We start from the raw sequence: 16,125 nt of genomic DNA on the forward strand, positions 1-16,125 counted from the left end.
ATAGATGTGAGCTTCGGCCGGCAAACGCAATCCTCTTCACTCGCCTCTTTGTCGGCTTCAGGGTCGCGAGCGGCGAAAGGGATGCCGCTCCGCTGGAGCCGCCCAGCGGGTGGCCGGCCTTTGCTCGGTGCGCTGCACATGATGCTGCCTGTCGCCATGCCACTGAAATGTCGCGATCCGCATCACATCGCAAAAGATTTCCAGTAACTGGATCATGGCCGCATCTCCTTTGAGACGGATTAGACGCCCGCTGGCCTTCGCCTTCAAACGAGTATAATTTCCGGTTCAGATAACTTCGGGTTATGCGAAATGAAGCGCGGACGGCTGCCCCTGACGGCATTGCGAAGTTTCGAGGCAGCCGGCCGGCAATTGAGCTTTAGCCGGGCCGCCGAGGAGCTGTTCGTCTCCCAGGCCGCCATCAGCCGGCAGATCCGCGAACTCGAGCAGTTCCTGCGCCAGCCCTTGTTCCACCGTCATCACCGTCGCGTCGAGCTGAGCGAAGCCGGCCAGCGCCTGCTCGATCAGTTGGTCAGGAGTTTCGACGACATCGACAGGCTGCTTTCGGACCTGGTGGCGGCCCCGGCGCAGTCGGTGGTTCGCGTCAGCGTCGAGCCGTCGCTGGCCTCTGTATGGCTGTTGCCGCGGCTCAACCGCTTCAGCCAGTTGCGGCCCGATATCGACGTTTCCCTCGAAGTCGACCCAAGGCCGATCGAGTTCCGCAGCGATCAGCCCGAACTCGCCTTGCGCTTCAGCGCGCGCGCCACCTCATGGCCGCGCAGCGAGGCCGAATGGCTCGCCTCGACCGTCGATTCACCGGTCTTGTCGCCGGCCTTGCTGGCATCGGGCCCTGCCCTCGAAAAGCCGCTCGACCTTGCCCGCTACACGCTGTTGCACGAGGAGAATCGTCAAGGCTGGGCGCGCTGGTTCGAGGCAGCCGGCGTGGCAGCCGACACCATTCCGGCGCGCGGCCCTATGCTGGCGGATGTGTCGCTGTCGAAGCAGGCGGCCCTGCTCGGCCACGGCGTGGCGCTGGGCGACCTCTTGCAGATCGGCGAGGAGATTGCATCCGGCGCGCTGATCAAGCCGTTCGACATTGATGTCGCATCGGGCGCCTACTGGCTGGTCGGCAGGAGTTTGAAGGACCTGGCGGAGCCGGCCAAGGCCTTCGCCGACTGGGTGAGAAGCGAATTTGCCGAAAGCAGACGGGCGCAGCAAACCAAGAGCCGCCTGACCGGCCTCAGCTAATTTGGCTTCTTGCGGAATTTTTCGAGGGCTTGGTCGAGCTCCTTCGCATCGATGCCCAGAGCCCTGTCCGAAGTATCCTGTCCCGGGTCGAATGTCAGCACGACATCACGCCACAGATCATAATGGGCCGTATAGGATGTCAGCCTGGAAAATGGTGCGCAGCGCGAGATGGCCCGGACAGCGGCCTCGGCAACCTTGTCCGGCGTCGGTGGCGCAGGGCTGAGGATTTTTGGCGGACCGGCGAGCGAACCGTCCTTGTTCAGGCTGAACTGGACGCGGACTATGCTGTGGGCGTCTACAGGTATGCTCCAGCAGAGCTGGATGGCCTTCTTGAGATACTCGCCGATATCGCGCTGGACCGCCACGTCCGCCCGGCTCGCGCCGCTGCTCAACGCAACTGCGCCAGCAAGGCTCGCGGCGAACACCAGGCTTTGGCGATCAAATGGCAAGGGTCACGCCGCCTCTTCCGCGCGCTTCTTCTCGATCTGGCCGATGGCGTCAACGACCGCATCGAAGGTCAGCATGGTCGAGGCATGGCGCGCCTTGTAGTCGCGCACCGGCTCCAGATATCTCAGATCGGCAAAGCGGCCTTGCGGCGGCGCGCCGTTTTCCTTGAGCATCTTCAGCACGGTGTCGCGCACCGCCCGCAATTCGTCGGCGCTGGCGCCGATGACATGTTGAGCCATGATCGAGGACGAAGCCTGGCCGAGGGCGCAGGCCTTCACGTCATGAGCGAAATCGGTGACGACGCCATTGTCCATCTTGAGGTCGACGGTTACCGTCGAGCCGCACAATTTGGAATGAGCCTTGGCGCTCGCATCCGGATGATCGAGCCGGCCTATGCGGGCGATGTTTCCGGCAAAACCCAGAATTTTCGCATTGTAGACGTCGTCAATCATATTTTTCCAATCCGTCGCCGCCAAGCGAACAGCGATTGCCGCTGTGACGTCTTTCATTCGCTGCGCACGACCATATATAATGCTGGCAGTCGGGTATCGACAAGGCAACGAAGAGCCATCGTCCTTGCCCATTTCGTTCACGCCGCTTGCGGGCTGGAAACCGGGCGAGTTTTCAGCACCCGAAAGGTCGTGGTCCGTTCAACTCGTTCCTCCTGAGAGAGGAACTACGGGAGACGCCTTTATGGATGCCGTCATCAAGAAAATCATGCCCCCTTCCGACTATCTGGACAGGCCGGTCACCGACAGGCCGAGCGAAGCCGAGGTCGAGGCCGCCGTGCGCACGCTGTTGCGCTGGACCGGCGACAATCCGGACCGCGAGGGCCTGATCGACACGCCCAAGCGCGTCACCAAGGCCTTTCTCGAAATGTTCAACGGCTATGACATGTGCCCGGCCGAAGAACTCGGCCGCACCTTCGAGGAAGTCGCCGGCTATGACGATCTCGTCATCGTCAGGGACATCCAGTTCCACTCGCATTGCGAGCACCACATGGTGCCGATCATCGGCAAGGCGCATGTCGGCTACCTCCCGGACGGCAAGGTCGTCGGCCTGTCCAAGATTGCCCGTGTGGTCGATATCTTCGCCCATCGCCTGCAGACCCAGGAGGCCATGACCGCACAGATCGCCGGCGTCATCCAGGACGTGCTCAATCCGCGCGGTGTCGCCGTCATGATCGAGGCTGAGCATATGTGCATGGCCATGCGCGGCATCCGCAAGCAGGGCTCCACCACGCTGACCTCGACCTTCACCGGCGTGTTCAAGGACACGCCCGAGGAACAGGTCCGTTTCGTCACCATGGTGCGCGGCCTCGGGGCGTAAGCCCCTCGCCGGCATCGCTAGATCAAGGACCGGCGATGTCGGCACTAACATTTCCCAAGGCTCCATCAGACAAGAAGGCCCTCGAAGAAGGCGCGGTGTTTTCCCCGCGTTTCGATGCTGCCGGGCTGGTCACCGTCGTCGTCACTGACGCCGCTGACGGTATGCTGCTGATGGTCGCGCATATGAATGCCGAGGCGCTGGCGCTGACGCTCGAAACCGGCATCGCGCACTACTGGTCGCGCTCGCGCAGCACGCTGTGGAAGAAGGGCGAAACATCAGGCAATTTTCAGACCGTCGTCGAGATGCTCACGGATTGTGACCAGGACGCCATATGGTTGCGCGTCAAAGTGTTGGGCCACGACGCAACTTGTCACACCGGCCGGCGTTCATGTTTTTATCGGACGGTGGGGCTAATCGGCGGCAAGGCAACGCTTGCCGACGATGGCAGCACGCCGCTGTTCGATGCGGAAAAAACCTATCGGAAGCCCGCGTGAACCATTCAACAGTCGCAAACCACTCATATTCACTATTCTCAAACGTCCTTCCTGTAGAACGGACGCGGGACAAGGGAGATCATGATGCTCGAGTGGGCGTCATTGCGTAGCAGACCGGACGTGCGGGAGGCCAATGGCCCCTCATCGTCCGGCGGCGTGCCTGACCCGCAACCCGCGGGCAAGACAGGCATTTCGCTCGCGCTGGGCGGCGGCTGCGCACGCGGCTGGGCGCACATTGGCGTGCTGCGCGCGCTCGACGAAGCCGGCATCGAAGTCTCAATGATCGCCGGCACCTCGATCGGCGCGCTGGTTGGCGGCTGCTATCTCGCCGGCAAGCTGGACGAACTCGAGGAGTTCGCCCGCAGCCTGACCAAGCGGCGCATCTTCGGCCTGCTCGATCTCAATCTGCGCGGCAGCGGCCTGTTCGGCGGCATGAAACTGGACGTCAGGCTGCGCGAGCACATGGCAGGCATCCGCTTCGAGGATCTGACGAAACCCTTCGTCGCCGTTGGCGCCGAAATTCGCACCGGCCATGAGATCTGGCTGTCCAGCGGTTCGCTGATCACCGCGATGCGGGCTTCCTATGCGCTGCCCGGCGTGTTCGAACCGGTGAATTGCAACGGCCGCATTCTGGTCGACGGCGCGCTGGTCAACCCGGTTCCGGTTTCGGTCTGCCGCGCCTACGAGCAGCCGCTGGTCGTCGCGGTCAACCTTCACTACGATCTGTTCGGCCGCGCCGCCGTCATCAAGCACAGCGCCGGCGAACTGCTCATCGAGAAGGACGCGCCCCGGCCAGGCCAGGCCAGCCCCGACCACCAGCCGCACCAGAGCCGTCTCGGCATCACCGGCGTCATGGTCGAAGCCTTTAACATCATCCAGGACCGGATTTCACGCGCAAGGCTGGCGGGCGATCCGCCCGACATGTCGCTGCAACCGAAACTCAGCCATATCGGCTTGACCGAATTCCACCGCGCGGATGAGGCGATCAGCGTCGGTTACCAGGCGACGATGGCGCAGATCAGCGAGTTGAAGCGGCTGCAGACGGTTCTCGCTTAAACCAGTTCGGCAATGTCAGGCTTTGGCCGCATCGGTGATGCGGAACTGCACCGTGCGGTTGCCGTTCCAATAATTCCCCGACAGCGAGCCGGCTACATGGATCGTGTTGCCCCTGTTCTTGAACAGGAATTCGCCCAGCGCGGTATCGACGGATCGAAAGGCGATGCCCTGGATGCGGCCGCCGCTTTCCGACTGCAGATCAGCCCGGATGTGGTTGGTGCCGACAGCCCGCGCGTCGGCCAGCCGATGGCGCGGCAGCGCGAACACCGGCGCGACATGGCCGGCGCCGAAAGGCCCGGCCTTTTCCAATGCATCGAGCAAAGCAATCGTCGCGCCCTCGGCGGCGAGCGCGCCGTCGACGGCCAGACTTTCTTCGTCCTGCAGCCGGAACACTTCGGCCGCCGCGCGCTCCTCGAAGAAAGCACGGAGTTCGCCGAGCTTGGCGCGTTCCACCGTGATGCCGGCGGCCATGCCGTGGCCGCCGCCCTTGACGATCAGCCCGGCATCGGCGGCTGCGCGCACCAGCCGTCCGAGATCGAAGCCCGACACCGAACGGCCAGAGCCGGTGCCGATGCCATTGGCGTTGAAGGCGATGGCGAAGGCCGGCCGCCGCGCATGGTCCTTCAGCCGCGAGGCGATCAAGCCGACAATGCCGGGATGCCAATTGGTGCTGGCGGTGACGATGATGGCCGGCCCGTTGCCGCCGGCAAGTTCGGCGTCAGCCTCGGCGCGCGCCGCTGCCAGCATCTCCAGCTCCATCTGCTGGCGTTCCTGGTTGAGCCGGTCGAGTGTCTCGGCAATGGTCCCGGCCTCAACCGGATCGTCGGTGGCGAGCAGCCGGCTGCCAAGTGCTGCATCGCCGATGCGGCCGCCGGCATTGATGCGCGGCCCAATCAGATAGGCGAGATGAAAGGTGCTTATCGGCTCACCGATGCGGGACACCCGCGCCAGTGCGGCGAGCCCCTCATTCTTCTGCTGCCGCGCCATCTGCAGTCCCTTGACGACGAAAGCGCGGTTCACGCCGATGAGCGGCACCACATCGCAAACCGTGGCCAGCGCCGCCAAGTCGAGCAACGACAACAGGTCCGGTGGCGCTGCGTCGGGCAATCGGCTGCGCAGGACCCTCGCCGTCTGCACCAGAGTGAGGAAGACGACACCGGCGGCGCACAGATGGCCTTGCCCGGAAAGGTCGTCCTCGCGATTGGGATTGACGACCGCGGTCGCCTCCGGCAGCGGGCCGCCGACCTGATGGTGGTCGAGCACCACCACATCGGCGCCTGCGGCCTTGACGGCATCGATGGAGACAGCGCTGTTGGTGCCGCAATCGACGGTGACGATCAGCGTCGCGCCGCGCGAGACCAGTTCGCGCATAGCCTCCGGATTGGGGCCGTAGCCCTCGAAGATGCGGTCGGGAATGTAGATCTCCGAAGGCACCGAGAAATGCGTCAGGAAGCGCTTGAGCAACGCCGAAGAGGCGGCGCCGTCGACATCGTAGTCGCCGAAGATTGCCACCTTCTCCTTGGCCATGACCGCTTCGGCGATGCGGGTCGCAGCCTTGCCCATGTCGGTCAGCGAAGCCGGATCCGGCAACAGATTGCGGATCGTCGGATCGAGGAAGCGCTCGGCCTGGTCCGCGGTGACGCCGCGCCCGGCGAGCACGCGAGCCACAATGTCGGGCACGCCGTGGCCCTGCGCTATGGCCAGCGCAGTCATGTCCTGCCGCTCGCTCAACCGGTGTTCCCAGGAAACACCGGTCGCCGACTGCCTGACGTCGAGGAAGAAGCGTTTGTCGCCCGTCATAGGAGGCGTAGTCTACAGATTGTCATTTCCGGCAATATGCGACGGCTAAACAGGAAAGTCTCAACTTTTCCACCTCCTGGTGACGCGCCTTGATCTCGCGGCTCACGCCTCCGCCAGAACCCGATGATGACTGGTGGGTTCGACCTGAAATCTCAATCCGGCTCCAAATCAAAGAGAGAGAGCATTATGGCGTCCGAAACCATTTTCAGCAGCAGCATCAATCGGTTAAAGGAGAAAAATGACTTGGCCTAGCCCGCACGCTCGATGCGGATAACCTGCGGCTTGTCTGTGAGGTGGCCGTCCTTGGTGATGCCGTCGACAGCCTTGCGCACCGCTGCTTCCGTCGTCTCGTGGGTGACCAGGATCACCGTCTTTTGCGCGTCCGTCTCGCCGCTGACGGCATGCTGGACGATCGATTCCAGCGAAATGTCGTTGTCCGCCATGCGCTTGGCGATCGCGGCGAAGACGCCGATGCGGTCGTGCACGGTCAGCCGGATGAAATAGCCGCCGGCATGGCTGCGCATCTGCGCCTTCTTGTAGGGGCGCAGTTCCTTGGCCGGCAGGCCGAACACCGGACCGTGCTGGAAGCCCGGCCGGCTCTTTGCGATGTCGGCGATATCGCCGACCACGGCGGACGCGGTGGCGTTGCCGCCGGCGCCCGGGCCGGAGAGCAGCAGTTCGCCCAGAATGTCGGTTTCGATGGCCACCGCATTGGTAACGCCATGCACCTGTGCGATCACCGACGCGGTCGGCACCATGGTCGGGTGCACACGCTGCTCGATGCCGCTGTCGGTGCGCTGCGCGACGCCGAGCAATTTTATCCGGTAGCCAAGGTCGCCCGCGGCGCGGATATCGGCCTGGCTGATATTGGAAATGCCTTCCATGTAGATGTCGTTGGCGGCGATCCTGGTGCCGAAGGCCAGGCTGGTCAGGATCGACAATTTATGCGCCGTGTCATGGCCCTCGATATCGAAAGTCGGATCGGCTTCGGCGTAGCCCAGCCGTTGCGCGTCCTTCAGGCACTCGTCGAAGGAGATGCCCTCGGCCTCCATGCGGGTCAGGATGTAGTTGCAGGTGCCGTTGAGGATGCCGAAAACGCGAGTGACCGAATTGCCGGCCATCGCCTCGCGCATCGTCTTGATGACCGGGATGCCGCCGGCAACTGCCGCCTCGTAGTTGAGCAGCACGCCCTTCTTCTCGGCGATTTCGGCAAGCGCCACGCCGTGCTTGGCCAACAGCGCCTTGTTGGCGGTGACGACATGACGTCCGGCTTCAAGTGCTGCCTTGACCGACGCGCGCGCTGCCCCTTCATCGCCGCCGATCAGTTCGACGAAGACGTCGATATCGGCGGCCTGCGCCATCTTGATCGGATCGTCGAACCATTTGGCGGCGCTGAGGTCGACGCCACGGTCGCGCTTGGGATCACGCGCGGAAACGGCCGCGACGATGACATCGCGTCCGCACTGGCGCGTCAGTTCCGCTGCCTTGTCGCGCAGCACGCGCGCCACCGAGGCACCGACAGTACCCAGACCGGCAATTCCAACACGCAACGCTTCAGCCATGCCCGGCGACGCCCCTCAAAAAATCTGCTCGAATAAGATGTGCGGCGACTTTAGCGATGCGCGGCGAGCGGCACCACATTGTTCGGCTGCTTGGCGCTGGACGCCAGGAAGCGCTTGATGTTGCGCGCCGCCTGCCGGATCCGGTGCTCGTTCTCGACCAGCGCGATGCGGACATGATCGTCGCCATGCTCGCCAAAGCCGATGCCCGGCGCCACCGCCACGTCGGCGTGCTCGATCAGGAGCTTGGAAAACTCAAGCGAGCCGAGATGCTTGAACGGCTCCGGGATCGGCGCCCAGGCGAACATCGAGGCAGCCGGTGCCGGAATGGTCCAGCCGGCGCGGCTGAAGGCGTCGACCATGACGTCGCGGCGCTTCAAATAGACCTCGCGCACTTCGGCGATGTCGGCGCCGTCGCCATTCAGCGCATGCGCCGCCGCCACCTGGATCGGCGTGAAGGCGCCGTAGTCGAGATAGGACTTCACCCGCGTCAACGCCGAGATCAGCCGCTCATTGCCGACGGCAAAGCCCATGCGCCAGCCGGGCATGGAGAAGGTCTTCGACATCGAGGTGAACTCGACGCAGACATCGATGGCGCCCGGCACTTGCAGCACCGAAGGCGGCGGATTGCCGTCGAAATAGATCTCCGAATAGGCAAGGTCCGACAGGATGATGATGTCGTTCTTCTTGGCGAAGGCGACCACGTCCTTGTAGAAATCGAGCGAGGCGACCAGCGCCGTCGGGTTCGACGGATAGTTGAGGATCAATGCCAGTGGCTTCGGGATCGAATGACGGACACCGCGCTCGAGCGCCGGGATGAAGCCGTCATCCGGCTCGACCTGCAGCGAACGGATGACGCCGCCCGACATGATGAAGCCGAAAGCATGGATCGGATAGGTCGGGTTGGGGCACAGGATCACGTCGCCCGGCGCGGTGATCGCCTGCGCCATATTGGCGAAGCCTTCCTTCGAACCGAGCGTCGCCACCACCTGCGTGTCGGGATTGAGCTTCACGCCGAAACGGCGCTGATAATAGGCGGCCTGGGCGCGGCGCAGACCTGGGATGCCGCGCGAGGAGGAATAGCGATGCGTGCGCGGATCGCGCACCACTTCGCACAATTTGTCGACGATCGCCTTCGGAGTCGGCAGGTCGGGATTGCCCATGCCAAGGTCGATAATGTCAGCGCCGCGCGAACGGGCGCTGGCCTTCAGCCGGTTGACCTGCTCGAACACGTAGGGCGGAAGCCGGCGGACCTTGTGAAATTCTTCCATGTCAGTTCCAGACGATTTAAGATTGGCTTTAGCACAGTTGGCTTGGCTAGGCGCCCTTGGCAAAGACCGCTTTCGGCGCGCGATATAGCCTTATTTGCAGGTAGGGTCGAGGGCGGGATCGCATTTGGCTTCGATCTGCTTCAGCGTGTCCTTGCCATGGTTCTTCGCCAGCGAATTCAGCGCCGCCGGGCTGGTGGACGGGGCACCGCCGCCGCCCTTGGCCACTTGCCCCTGCTGTTCGCCCTTCAACTGGGCAAGCTTGGCCTGCGTCTCCTCAGGGGTGAGTTGCTTTGCCGCCACCTGCGGTGGGATGTTGAGATTGGGATAAGAGCCGGTGTCCTGCGCGCCCTGGGTCAGGCCGACATTCATCCCGTTGCCGGTGTTGGCGCTCGTGCAGCCACTTGCCGCCAGCAGCCCTGGCGCCAGACAGGCGATTGCAACCGCGATGCGGCAAAAGCGGCCTGCCCCCGAAAAAATGGTCTCGCCGGTGTTAATCGTCATATTGTTTTCCTGGCAGCCGGGGTACAGCGCATTGGACCCGGTCAGATGTCCCATGATAATATGTCAAGAAAACGCCTCGGGAGGAACCCCGCGAGCCATGTCCAAAACACCTGATTCGAGCAAAGCGGAAGATGATCAATCTTCGACCGTCGAGCAATATCTGGTGAAAGACCCGGAACGCTTCGCGTTGAACATGGCGCGTATGGTCGAACAGGCCGGCAAAGCCGCCTCCGCCTGGGCCGAGCCGCGCGAAAAGGGCGAGGTGCGCGATCATGTCGCCGAACCCGTGGTCGACATGGTAAAAACCTTTTCCAAGCTCAGCGAATATTGGCTGGCCGACCCGCAACGCGCGCTGGAAGCGCAGACGCGACTGTTCGCCGGCTACATGACGGTCTGGGGCAACGCCATCCAGAAGGTTAGCCCGAATGCCGAGGCGCCCGAAGATGCGGTCAAGCCCGAGCGCGGCGACAAGCGTTTTCAAGACCCCGAATGGGGTCGCAACGCTTTCTTCGATTTCCTCAAACAGGCCTATCTCGTCACCTCGCGCTGGGCGGCCGACCTGGTCGAGCACGCCGAAGGCCTCGACGATCACACCCGCCATAAGGCCAGCTTCTACGTCAAGCAGGTGTCCAATGCCATCTCGCCGTCGAACTTCATCCTGACCAATCCGGAGCTGTTTCGAGAAACCGTTGCCTCGAATGGCGAAAACCTGGTGCGCGGCATGAAGATGCTGGCCGAAGACATCGCCGCCGGCAAGGGCGACCTGAAGCTGAGACAAGCTGACTATTCGCCCTTCGAGATCGGCAAGAACGTCGCGACATCTCCCGGCAAGGTGGTCGGGCGCAGCGATGTCGCCGAAATCATCCAGTACGATCCGACGACGGAGACGGTGCTCAAGCGCCCGCTGCTGATCTGCCCGCCCTGGATCAACAAGTTCTACATCCTCGATCTCAACCCGCAAAAGTCCTTCATCCGCTGGGCGATCGAGCAAGGCCATACCGTGTTCGTCATCTCCTGGATCAATCCCGACGAGCGGCACGGCGCCAAGGGCTGGGAAGCTTACATACGGGAAGGCCTGCAATACGGCCTCGACACGATCGAGAAGGCGACCGGCGAGAAAGAGGTCAACGCCATCGGCTATTGCGTCGGCGGCACGCTGCTGGCGGCCGCACTCGCACTGCTGGCACAGGAAGGCGACAACCGCATCAAATCGGCGACCTTCTTCACCACGCAGGTCGACTTCACCCATGCCGGCGACCTGAAAGTCTTCGTCGACGAGGACCAGGTGGCAGCGGTCGAGAAATCGATGAACGAAAAGGGCTACCTCGACGGCACCAAGATGGCGACCGCCTTCAACATGCTGCGCTCGGGCGACCTGATCTGGCCTTATGTCATCAACAATTACATGCGCGGCAAGGATCCCCTTCCCTTCGACCTGCTCTACTGGAACGCCGATTCCACCCGCATGGCGGCCGCCAACCACTCCTTCTACCTGCGCAACTGTTATCTCGAGAACAATCTGACGCGTGGCGTGATGGAACTCGCCGGCCGCACTTTGTCGCTGGCCGACGTCACCATCCCGGTTTACAACCTGGCGTCGAAGGAAGATCACATCGCGCCGGCCCTTTCCGTGTTTCTCGGCTCGCAATATTTCGGCGGTGAGGTCGAGTTTGTGATGGCTGGTTCCGGCCACATTGCCGGTGTCGTCAACCCGCCGGCAGCCAAGAAATACCAGTACTGGACCGGCGGCAAACCGACAGGCGATTTTGACCAGTGGCTCGCCTCCGCGGTGGAGCATCCCGGCTCCTGGTGGACGCATTGGCAGCACTGGATCGAGACCCAGGACGACACCCTCGTTCCGGCCCGCAAACCGGGCAAGCACATGAAAACCCTGGGTGATGCCCCCGGCACCTATGTGAAGGTGCGTGTGTAACGGCCGGCACCTTTTGCAGGTGCCTGTGTGTAACGGAATGTAATGTCTGGTGAGTTGACGAGCCGGCAAAACGGGGCGAAATGGTATCGTCAACCTTCAAGAAGCCTCAATTGGCCTCCAACGAGCAAATAATTCAGAGGCTTGCAGAATTGACACAAGTCTCGTTTCCGGTTTGGGAACACAACGTTATTGGATGTGAACGTTTCGACGCCGCACCAATAGCAGGCCGACCGGACACCGAGGGGGAATTTAGTTTTGAAATCAGTAGGATCGCGTCTCGCGGGGAGAGAAGGTCGCACTATAGCGGCAGCGCTTTTCTCCGTGCTTCTGGCGTCCTGCACCTCCGCTGGCGACCCCACAATGTCCGTCGGCATGCCTGGCTACAACGCGACCGCTTCTGACATCTCCGCGGCTTCCGGCGCCAGCCCTGCGGCGCCGGGCGATTCGACCGTGCAGGTCACATCCACCGGGCCGCAGATGATGATGACGGCAGCGGGCGATGCGACACTGCCCGAGCAGGTCGCCTATGTGCCGGTGGCCAAGCCCGGCACCGGCTTCCCGGTCAATGTTCCCGCCGGCTCCGAAACCATTGTCGGCCAGACGCCGCAGTCGCTGCAGCAGTCAGCACAGACCGCGGCCGCAACGGACGCCGTGGCGCAGAAGATCGCCGCCGCCGATGCCGGCGTGACCGCACCGAAAGCGACGGCAGCGGCACCCGCGACCAACGAGGTCTACGTGACCGCCGCGCCCCAGCAGATCGACACGCCGAAGAAGGGCTTCCTGGCCTCACTGTTCAGCACCATGCCAGCCTCCGCGGCACCTGCTCCGCTGGTCAACTCGCGCTCGGGCGAACAGCCTGCGGTTGCTTCCCAGAAGGCCGTCCCGGCAAAGCCGATCATCACGCTAGCGTCAGCCAATTCCGCCGACAAGCCCTTGCAGCTTGCCTCGCTTGGCAACGAGAGCAACCACATCACCGGCAGCGATGCCTTGCCCGGCGTGCGCCAGACGGCGCTGTTCGAGATCAAGCGCAAATCCGGCCTCGACGACGAAAGCGACGTCGACCTGAACGAGGACGAGGGTTCGGGCGGCGCCTATCAGGTGGCCTCCGCCGCCGGCCTCGCCCGGCTGGCGCCCAATGGCCTGTTGAAGCAAAACGAGAGCGTCGACGTCGCCTGCCTGAAGCCGTCGCTGGTGCGTGTGCTGAAGACCATCGAAGGCCATTACGGCCGCAAGATGATGGTCACATCAGGCTACCGCGACCCGGCCCGCAACCGGCGCGCCAACGGCGCCAAGAATTCGCTGCACATGTATTGCGCCGCCGCCGACATCCAGGTTCCCGGCGTCTCCAAATGGGAACTGGCGAGCTACATCCGAACCATGCCCGGCCGCGGCGGCGTCGGCACCTACTGCCATACCGAATCCGTTCACGTCGACGTCGGCCCCGAGCGCGACTGGAATTGGCGCTGCCGCCGGCGGGGGTAGCATCCCCATTCGGCAAACGGGCCGAGGGGCTGTTAGCAGCCCGCCGTTTTTTCCGATTACCTATCAGCGACGTTCGAGATTAGCCGAGGCACCCGCGACTTCGTCATCCTATGGCGAAGCAAGGAGCGCAGCGACGCAGCGCAGACGCGAGGATGACGACTGCGCGGCGCGTTCGTCCAAAGATGTGCAACGACGCGAGGCCAGAAAACCTGCGCTGGCTCACCAAACTGGCCGTTTTCGCCCCTCTTGAAAAAAGTTTCCGCATCTGGCGGCTGATGGGTTGCCGGTTGGCAACAACGCAATTATAAGCCGCTTCGTCTGAGCGCGCCCATCGTCTAGCGGTTAGGACACCGCCCTTTCACGGCGGTAACAGGGGTTCGATTCCCCTTGGGCGTACCAGAAATCTCTCAAGGAAAACAAATCATTAGGCCGGAAAGTTACTTTGTAGCGCGAGAGCGACGTTGACGCGCCACTGGCGCGTTAAGCTTCTTGCGGCGCTTGGCCGGTTTGGCCTCTGATTCGGACGGAGCGTGAACGACGAAGCCGCACGGCCCTTTGAACCCGGTCGAATAGATGACCATGGTCGGCAGCGTCAGCTTGTCTTCGTCGTTGACATCAGCCCGCTTGGTCACAGCGCCACCGGCCCCTTCTCGACCTCAGTCTCCATCTTGTAGCGGTTGGCCCTGGCCACGGCGCCGTTGAGCGCCTTCAGGCTATCGAGATCCTGGTTGCGACTGAACGCCGACGCCGCGCGATCGAGCTGGCCGGCGGCTTCGAGGTAGTGCTTGATCCCGCCGAAACGTTCAGATGTGTCGCGAAGACCTTGGGCGAGCGATGCGAGTCTCACTGGACGCTCCGATATGTGAAGAACCAGCAGCAGTCGCCCCATGAGCAGACATATTCGCCTTTTCGCTCAACGAACTCCAACCACCGACAGTCGTTCGGCCCCACTCTGACCGGGCACCACGCGAACCATCGGTGCCATTCCTGTTTGCGTTCGCGGCGGGCATCACAATCGTATCTCATTTCCGATACCTCTCCCCTTCAAAGCCTTCCGCGGCCACCGGCAAGCCGGCAGCCCACGCAGGCAGGTCGCACATGATTTCTTCCATCTCGTCGACAGAGCCGTGGCCCGTCGGCACCTCACACACCACTTCGTCGTGCACGGTGAGAATGATCGGGTAGCCGGCGGCTTCGAGCCGCGGCATCGCGTCGGCGAGCACATCGCGCGCAACGGCTTGCGTCGCGTTCTCCGCCAGCATGCCGCCGTAGGTCTTGATCCGCGCCCACGTCGTGCTGTTGGCGTCATCGTCGATGATCTTGCCCTTCTTGGCCGGGTCGATCGTCGAGAAATAGGTGAGCCCCGCCTTCGTACCGCCCCACGGCACGTCGAACTCCCGGATCTCCGGCCGGGGATATGCGATGTAGCGGCCGGACGGCAGCCTCATCATCAGCCAGCTGCCGGCGACCTTGAACGCGATCTTGCCGACGCGCGTGACCTCGCCGCGCCGCTGGACGGCGTCGACCGCCGCTTCTTCCATGCCGTACCAGAACTGCTTGATCCGGGGATGCTTTTCGCGCCAGCCGTCGCGGATGGCCTCGATGACCGGCACCTCAAGAGTGAGACCATAATTTGCCGCCATAGTGGAGAACGCACCAACGCCGCCCTGATACCCAAGGGCAAGCTCTGGCACCTTGCCGTGGCTCTGACGTTCGTCCTTTGTGACCGCACTCGGCTCCTTCCCCAAGATACCGGCGGCCGTGATCTTATAAAGGTCATGGCCTGTCCCTCCGTCGAACGCCCGGAACGCATCCAGCTTCCACTGCTCGCCCGCCAGCCACGCCAGCACACGGCCTTCGATGTTCGAATAGTCGGCCGCCACGATGCGGTGGCCAGGTGCGGCCACGACCAGCCCGCGCAGGATGTCGCCGACGGCGGACAGCGGATTGGGGTACGACATCGAGAGGTAGTCGAAATCGCCGGTCGCGACGATGTCGATCAGCGTGTCGATGTCTTCCTCGTCGGGACGTTTTAAATTTTGGGGCTGGAAGCGGCGCCCGCCCCACCGGCCGGTCGATGCGCTGTGGAACTGCAGCAGTCCCTTGGCGCGATCGTCTTCCGGCGACTTGCCATTCAGCAAGCTGTCAATCTTGGCGACGGATGCCCTCGCCGACTCCTGCCGGACCAGCAGCACGGCGCGCACCTGCGGCGGCAGCGGGTTGTCTTCCTCGAGCAGCACTTCCATCGCGGCCTTGTTGATGCTGTCGCAATCGACGCCTTGGGCCCGGATCCACTTCACGAGCTGGTTGCGGTTCGAGCATGCCGACACCTCGTTGTCGGTCAGCGCGCGCATTCGGACATCGAGGTCGGCCTGCGCCTGCTTGACGATGCCTTTGGCGGCCAGCGCCAACGTCTCGTCGACCAGCACGCCACGGTCGTTGATCTTCTGGTCGAGATGCCACAACGCCAACTCGGAGACCGACAGCGGCCGCAAGCGCTTTTCCAGCGCACGCTCGACCGCAACGTCCTGCTTGCAATATTCGATCAGCCGAACGATCTTCTCTGGCTCGTTCCACCAGATCAGTTCCGGCTCGGTTTTCCGCGGCCTAGCCATCTGCATCATCAGCCGGTGGCCGTGCTTGTCCTTGGCCATGTCGAGCCCGGCGGCGGGCGCAGCATTCTCAAGGCTGCCAGGCAGCGCCAGCGAATATGCCATCGCCATGGTGCAGCGCCACTGCTCCGTGGCGGGCTCCGGGAAGCCGTAGCGTGGCGCCAGGATGTAGCGCCAGATGATCCGCTCGAACGCAGCGTTGTGCGCCGTCAGCACGCCGTCGAGCATGATGTGCTCGACGATGTCGGCCGGCACTGGCTGGCCCGGCGTCCAGACTTCGATCGGCCCGTCGTCGAAGGCGTAGGCCAGGCACCAGATGTCCGTCGTCGCGTGCGCGGCGTAGGCGTAAACGCCGCAACGCTTGAGGTCTGCCGCACTTCTCGTCTCGAAATCCAC

General features: G+C 63.1%; 14 protein-coding genes and 1 tRNA gene. 7 read left to right on the forward strand and 8 right to left on the reverse strand.

What is annotated here, in order from left to right; genetic code table 11:
- Nucleotides 1-309 precede the first annotated feature (309 nt).
- A complete protein-coding gene (locus tag NKJ58_RS08210; RefSeq protein ID WP_023710655.1) occupies nucleotides 310-1,245 on the forward strand; it encodes a LysR substrate-binding domain-containing protein in 936 nt (311 codons plus the stop codon).
- Here NKJ58_RS08210 and tolA read toward each other — a convergent pair.
- Nucleotides 1,242-1,637, reverse strand: coding sequence for a cell envelope integrity protein TolA (gene tolA, locus NKJ58_RS08215; protein WP_156933737.1), 396 nt, complete (start codon nucleotides 1,635-1,637; stop codon nucleotides 1,242-1,244). The two genes, NKJ58_RS08210 and tolA, sit on opposite strands and share 4 nt — an antisense overlap.
- A 60-nt stretch (nucleotides 1,638-1,697) precedes the next feature.
- Nucleotides 1,698-2,144, reverse strand: coding sequence for an iron-sulfur cluster assembly scaffold protein (locus NKJ58_RS08220; protein ID WP_023710657.1), 447 nt, complete (start codon nucleotides 2,142-2,144; stop codon nucleotides 1,698-1,700).
- Between the two features lie 241 nt (nucleotides 2,145-2,385).
- On the opposite strand from NKJ58_RS08220, the gene folE reads away from it, so the two are divergent.
- The 3 genes from folE to NKJ58_RS08235 all read left to right on the forward strand — a co-directional run bounded on the left by folE (nucleotide 2,386) and on the right by NKJ58_RS08235 (nucleotide 4,571).
- On the forward strand, nucleotides 2,386-3,021 hold the full coding sequence (folE, locus tag NKJ58_RS08225) for a GTP cyclohydrolase I FolE (RefSeq protein WP_023710658.1): 636 nt from the start codon (nucleotides 2,386-2,388) through the stop codon (nucleotides 3,019-3,021).
- 35 nt (nucleotides 3,022-3,056) lie between these two features.
- A complete protein-coding gene (hisI, locus tag NKJ58_RS08230; protein WP_023695458.1) occupies nucleotides 3,057-3,515 on the forward strand; it encodes a phosphoribosyl-AMP cyclohydrolase in 459 nt (152 codons plus the stop codon).
- Between the two features lie 84 nt (nucleotides 3,516-3,599).
- Entirely contained in the window at nucleotides 3,600-4,571 is a 972-nt protein-coding gene (locus NKJ58_RS08235; protein WP_023667624.1) for a patatin family protein, read from the forward strand.
- Nucleotides 4,572-4,586: 15 nt separating this feature from the next.
- On the opposite strand, the gene recJ is transcribed toward NKJ58_RS08235, so the two are convergent.
- The 4 genes from recJ to NKJ58_RS08255 all read right to left on the reverse strand — a co-directional run bounded on the left by recJ (nucleotide 4,587) and on the right by NKJ58_RS08255 (nucleotide 9,702).
- A complete protein-coding gene (recJ, locus tag NKJ58_RS08240; protein WP_023695459.1) occupies nucleotides 4,587-6,371 on the reverse strand; it encodes a single-stranded-DNA-specific exonuclease RecJ in 1,785 nt (594 codons plus the stop codon).
- Nucleotides 6,372-6,619: 248 nt separating this feature from the next.
- On the reverse strand, nucleotides 6,620-7,933 hold the full coding sequence (locus tag NKJ58_RS08245) for a homoserine dehydrogenase (RefSeq protein ID WP_023707143.1): 1,314 nt from the start codon (nucleotides 7,931-7,933) through the stop codon (nucleotides 6,620-6,622).
- Nucleotides 7,934-7,983: 50 nt separating this feature from the next.
- On the reverse strand, nucleotides 7,984-9,201 hold the full coding sequence (locus NKJ58_RS08250; RefSeq protein WP_023681615.1) for an LL-diaminopimelate aminotransferase: 1,218 nt from the start codon (nucleotides 9,199-9,201) through the stop codon (nucleotides 7,984-7,986).
- A 90-nt stretch (nucleotides 9,202-9,291) separates the two neighbouring features.
- Nucleotides 9,292-9,702, reverse strand: coding sequence for a hypothetical protein (locus NKJ58_RS08255; RefSeq protein WP_023667627.1), 411 nt, complete (start codon nucleotides 9,700-9,702; stop codon nucleotides 9,292-9,294).
- 97 nt (nucleotides 9,703-9,799) lie between these two features.
- Between NKJ58_RS08255 and phaC the strand changes: the two genes are divergently transcribed.
- The 3 genes from phaC to NKJ58_RS08270 all read left to right on the forward strand — a co-directional run bounded on the left by phaC (nucleotide 9,800) and on the right by NKJ58_RS08270 (nucleotide 13,516).
- A complete protein-coding gene (phaC, locus tag NKJ58_RS08260) occupies nucleotides 9,800-11,635 on the forward strand; it encodes a class I poly(R)-hydroxyalkanoic acid synthase (protein ID WP_023708456.1) in 1,836 nt (611 codons plus the stop codon).
- A 360-nt stretch (nucleotides 11,636-11,995) separates the two neighbouring features.
- On the forward strand, nucleotides 11,996-13,117 hold the full coding sequence (locus tag NKJ58_RS08265; RefSeq protein WP_352852937.1) for a D-Ala-D-Ala carboxypeptidase family metallohydrolase: 1,122 nt from the start codon (nucleotides 11,996-11,998) through the stop codon (nucleotides 13,115-13,117).
- 324 nt (nucleotides 13,118-13,441) lie between these two features.
- Nucleotides 13,442-13,516: transfer RNA gene (locus tag NKJ58_RS08270), tRNA-Glu, on the forward strand.
- A 229-nt stretch (nucleotides 13,517-13,745) separates the two neighbouring features.
- On the opposite strand, the gene NKJ58_RS08275 is transcribed toward NKJ58_RS08270, so the two are convergent.
- Both NKJ58_RS08275 and NKJ58_RS08280 read right to left on the reverse strand, forming a co-directional pair.
- A complete protein-coding gene (locus NKJ58_RS08275) occupies nucleotides 13,746-13,964 on the reverse strand; it encodes a hypothetical protein (RefSeq protein ID WP_352852938.1) in 219 nt (72 codons plus the stop codon).
- 175 nt (nucleotides 13,965-14,139) lie between these two features.
- Nucleotides 14,140-16,125, reverse strand: a complete 1,986-nt coding sequence (locus NKJ58_RS08280; protein WP_352852939.1) for a DNA polymerase — start codon at nucleotides 16,123-16,125, stop codon at nucleotides 14,140-14,142.

This window comes from Mesorhizobium sp. M0139 (genome assembly GCF_040322455.1).
GTDB lineage: Bacteria > Pseudomonadota > Alphaproteobacteria > Rhizobiales > Rhizobiaceae > Mesorhizobium.

What these genes read in the sequence shown, in the direction of transcription:
- NKJ58_RS08210 (WP_023710655.1), top strand. Translation starts at nt 310, where the DNA reads ATGAAGCGCGGACGGCTGCCCCTGACGGCATTGCGAAGTTTCGAGGCA.
- NKJ58_RS08220 (WP_023710657.1), bottom strand. Translation starts at nt 2,144, where the DNA reads ATGATTGACGACGTCTACAATGCGAAAATTCTGGGTTTTGCCGGAAAC.
- folE (WP_023710658.1), top strand. Translation starts at nt 2,386, where the DNA reads ATGGATGCCGTCATCAAGAAAATCATGCCCCCTTCCGACTATCTGGAC.
- hisI (WP_023695458.1), top strand. Translation starts at nt 3,057, where the DNA reads ATGTCGGCACTAACATTTCCCAAGGCTCCATCAGACAAGAAGGCCCTC.
- NKJ58_RS08235 (WP_023667624.1), top strand. Translation starts at nt 3,600, where the DNA reads ATGCTCGAGTGGGCGTCATTGCGTAGCAGACCGGACGTGCGGGAGGCC.
- recJ (WP_023695459.1), bottom strand. Translation starts at nt 6,371, where the DNA reads ATGACGGGCGACAAACGCTTCTTCCTCGACGTCAGGCAGTCGGCGACC.
- NKJ58_RS08245 (WP_023707143.1), bottom strand. Translation starts at nt 7,933, where the DNA reads ATGGCTGAAGCGTTGCGTGTTGGAATTGCCGGTCTGGGTACTGTCGGT.
- NKJ58_RS08250 (WP_023681615.1), bottom strand. Translation starts at nt 9,201, where the DNA reads ATGGAAGAATTTCACAAGGTCCGCCGGCTTCCGCCCTACGTGTTCGAG.
- NKJ58_RS08255 (WP_023667627.1), bottom strand. Translation starts at nt 9,702, where the DNA reads ATGACGATTAACACCGGCGAGACCATTTTTTCGGGGGCAGGCCGCTTT.
- phaC (WP_023708456.1), top strand. Translation starts at nt 9,800, where the DNA reads ATGTCCAAAACACCTGATTCGAGCAAAGCGGAAGATGATCAATCTTCG.
- NKJ58_RS08265 (WP_352852937.1), top strand. Translation starts at nt 11,996, where the DNA reads ATGTCCGTCGGCATGCCTGGCTACAACGCGACCGCTTCTGACATCTCC.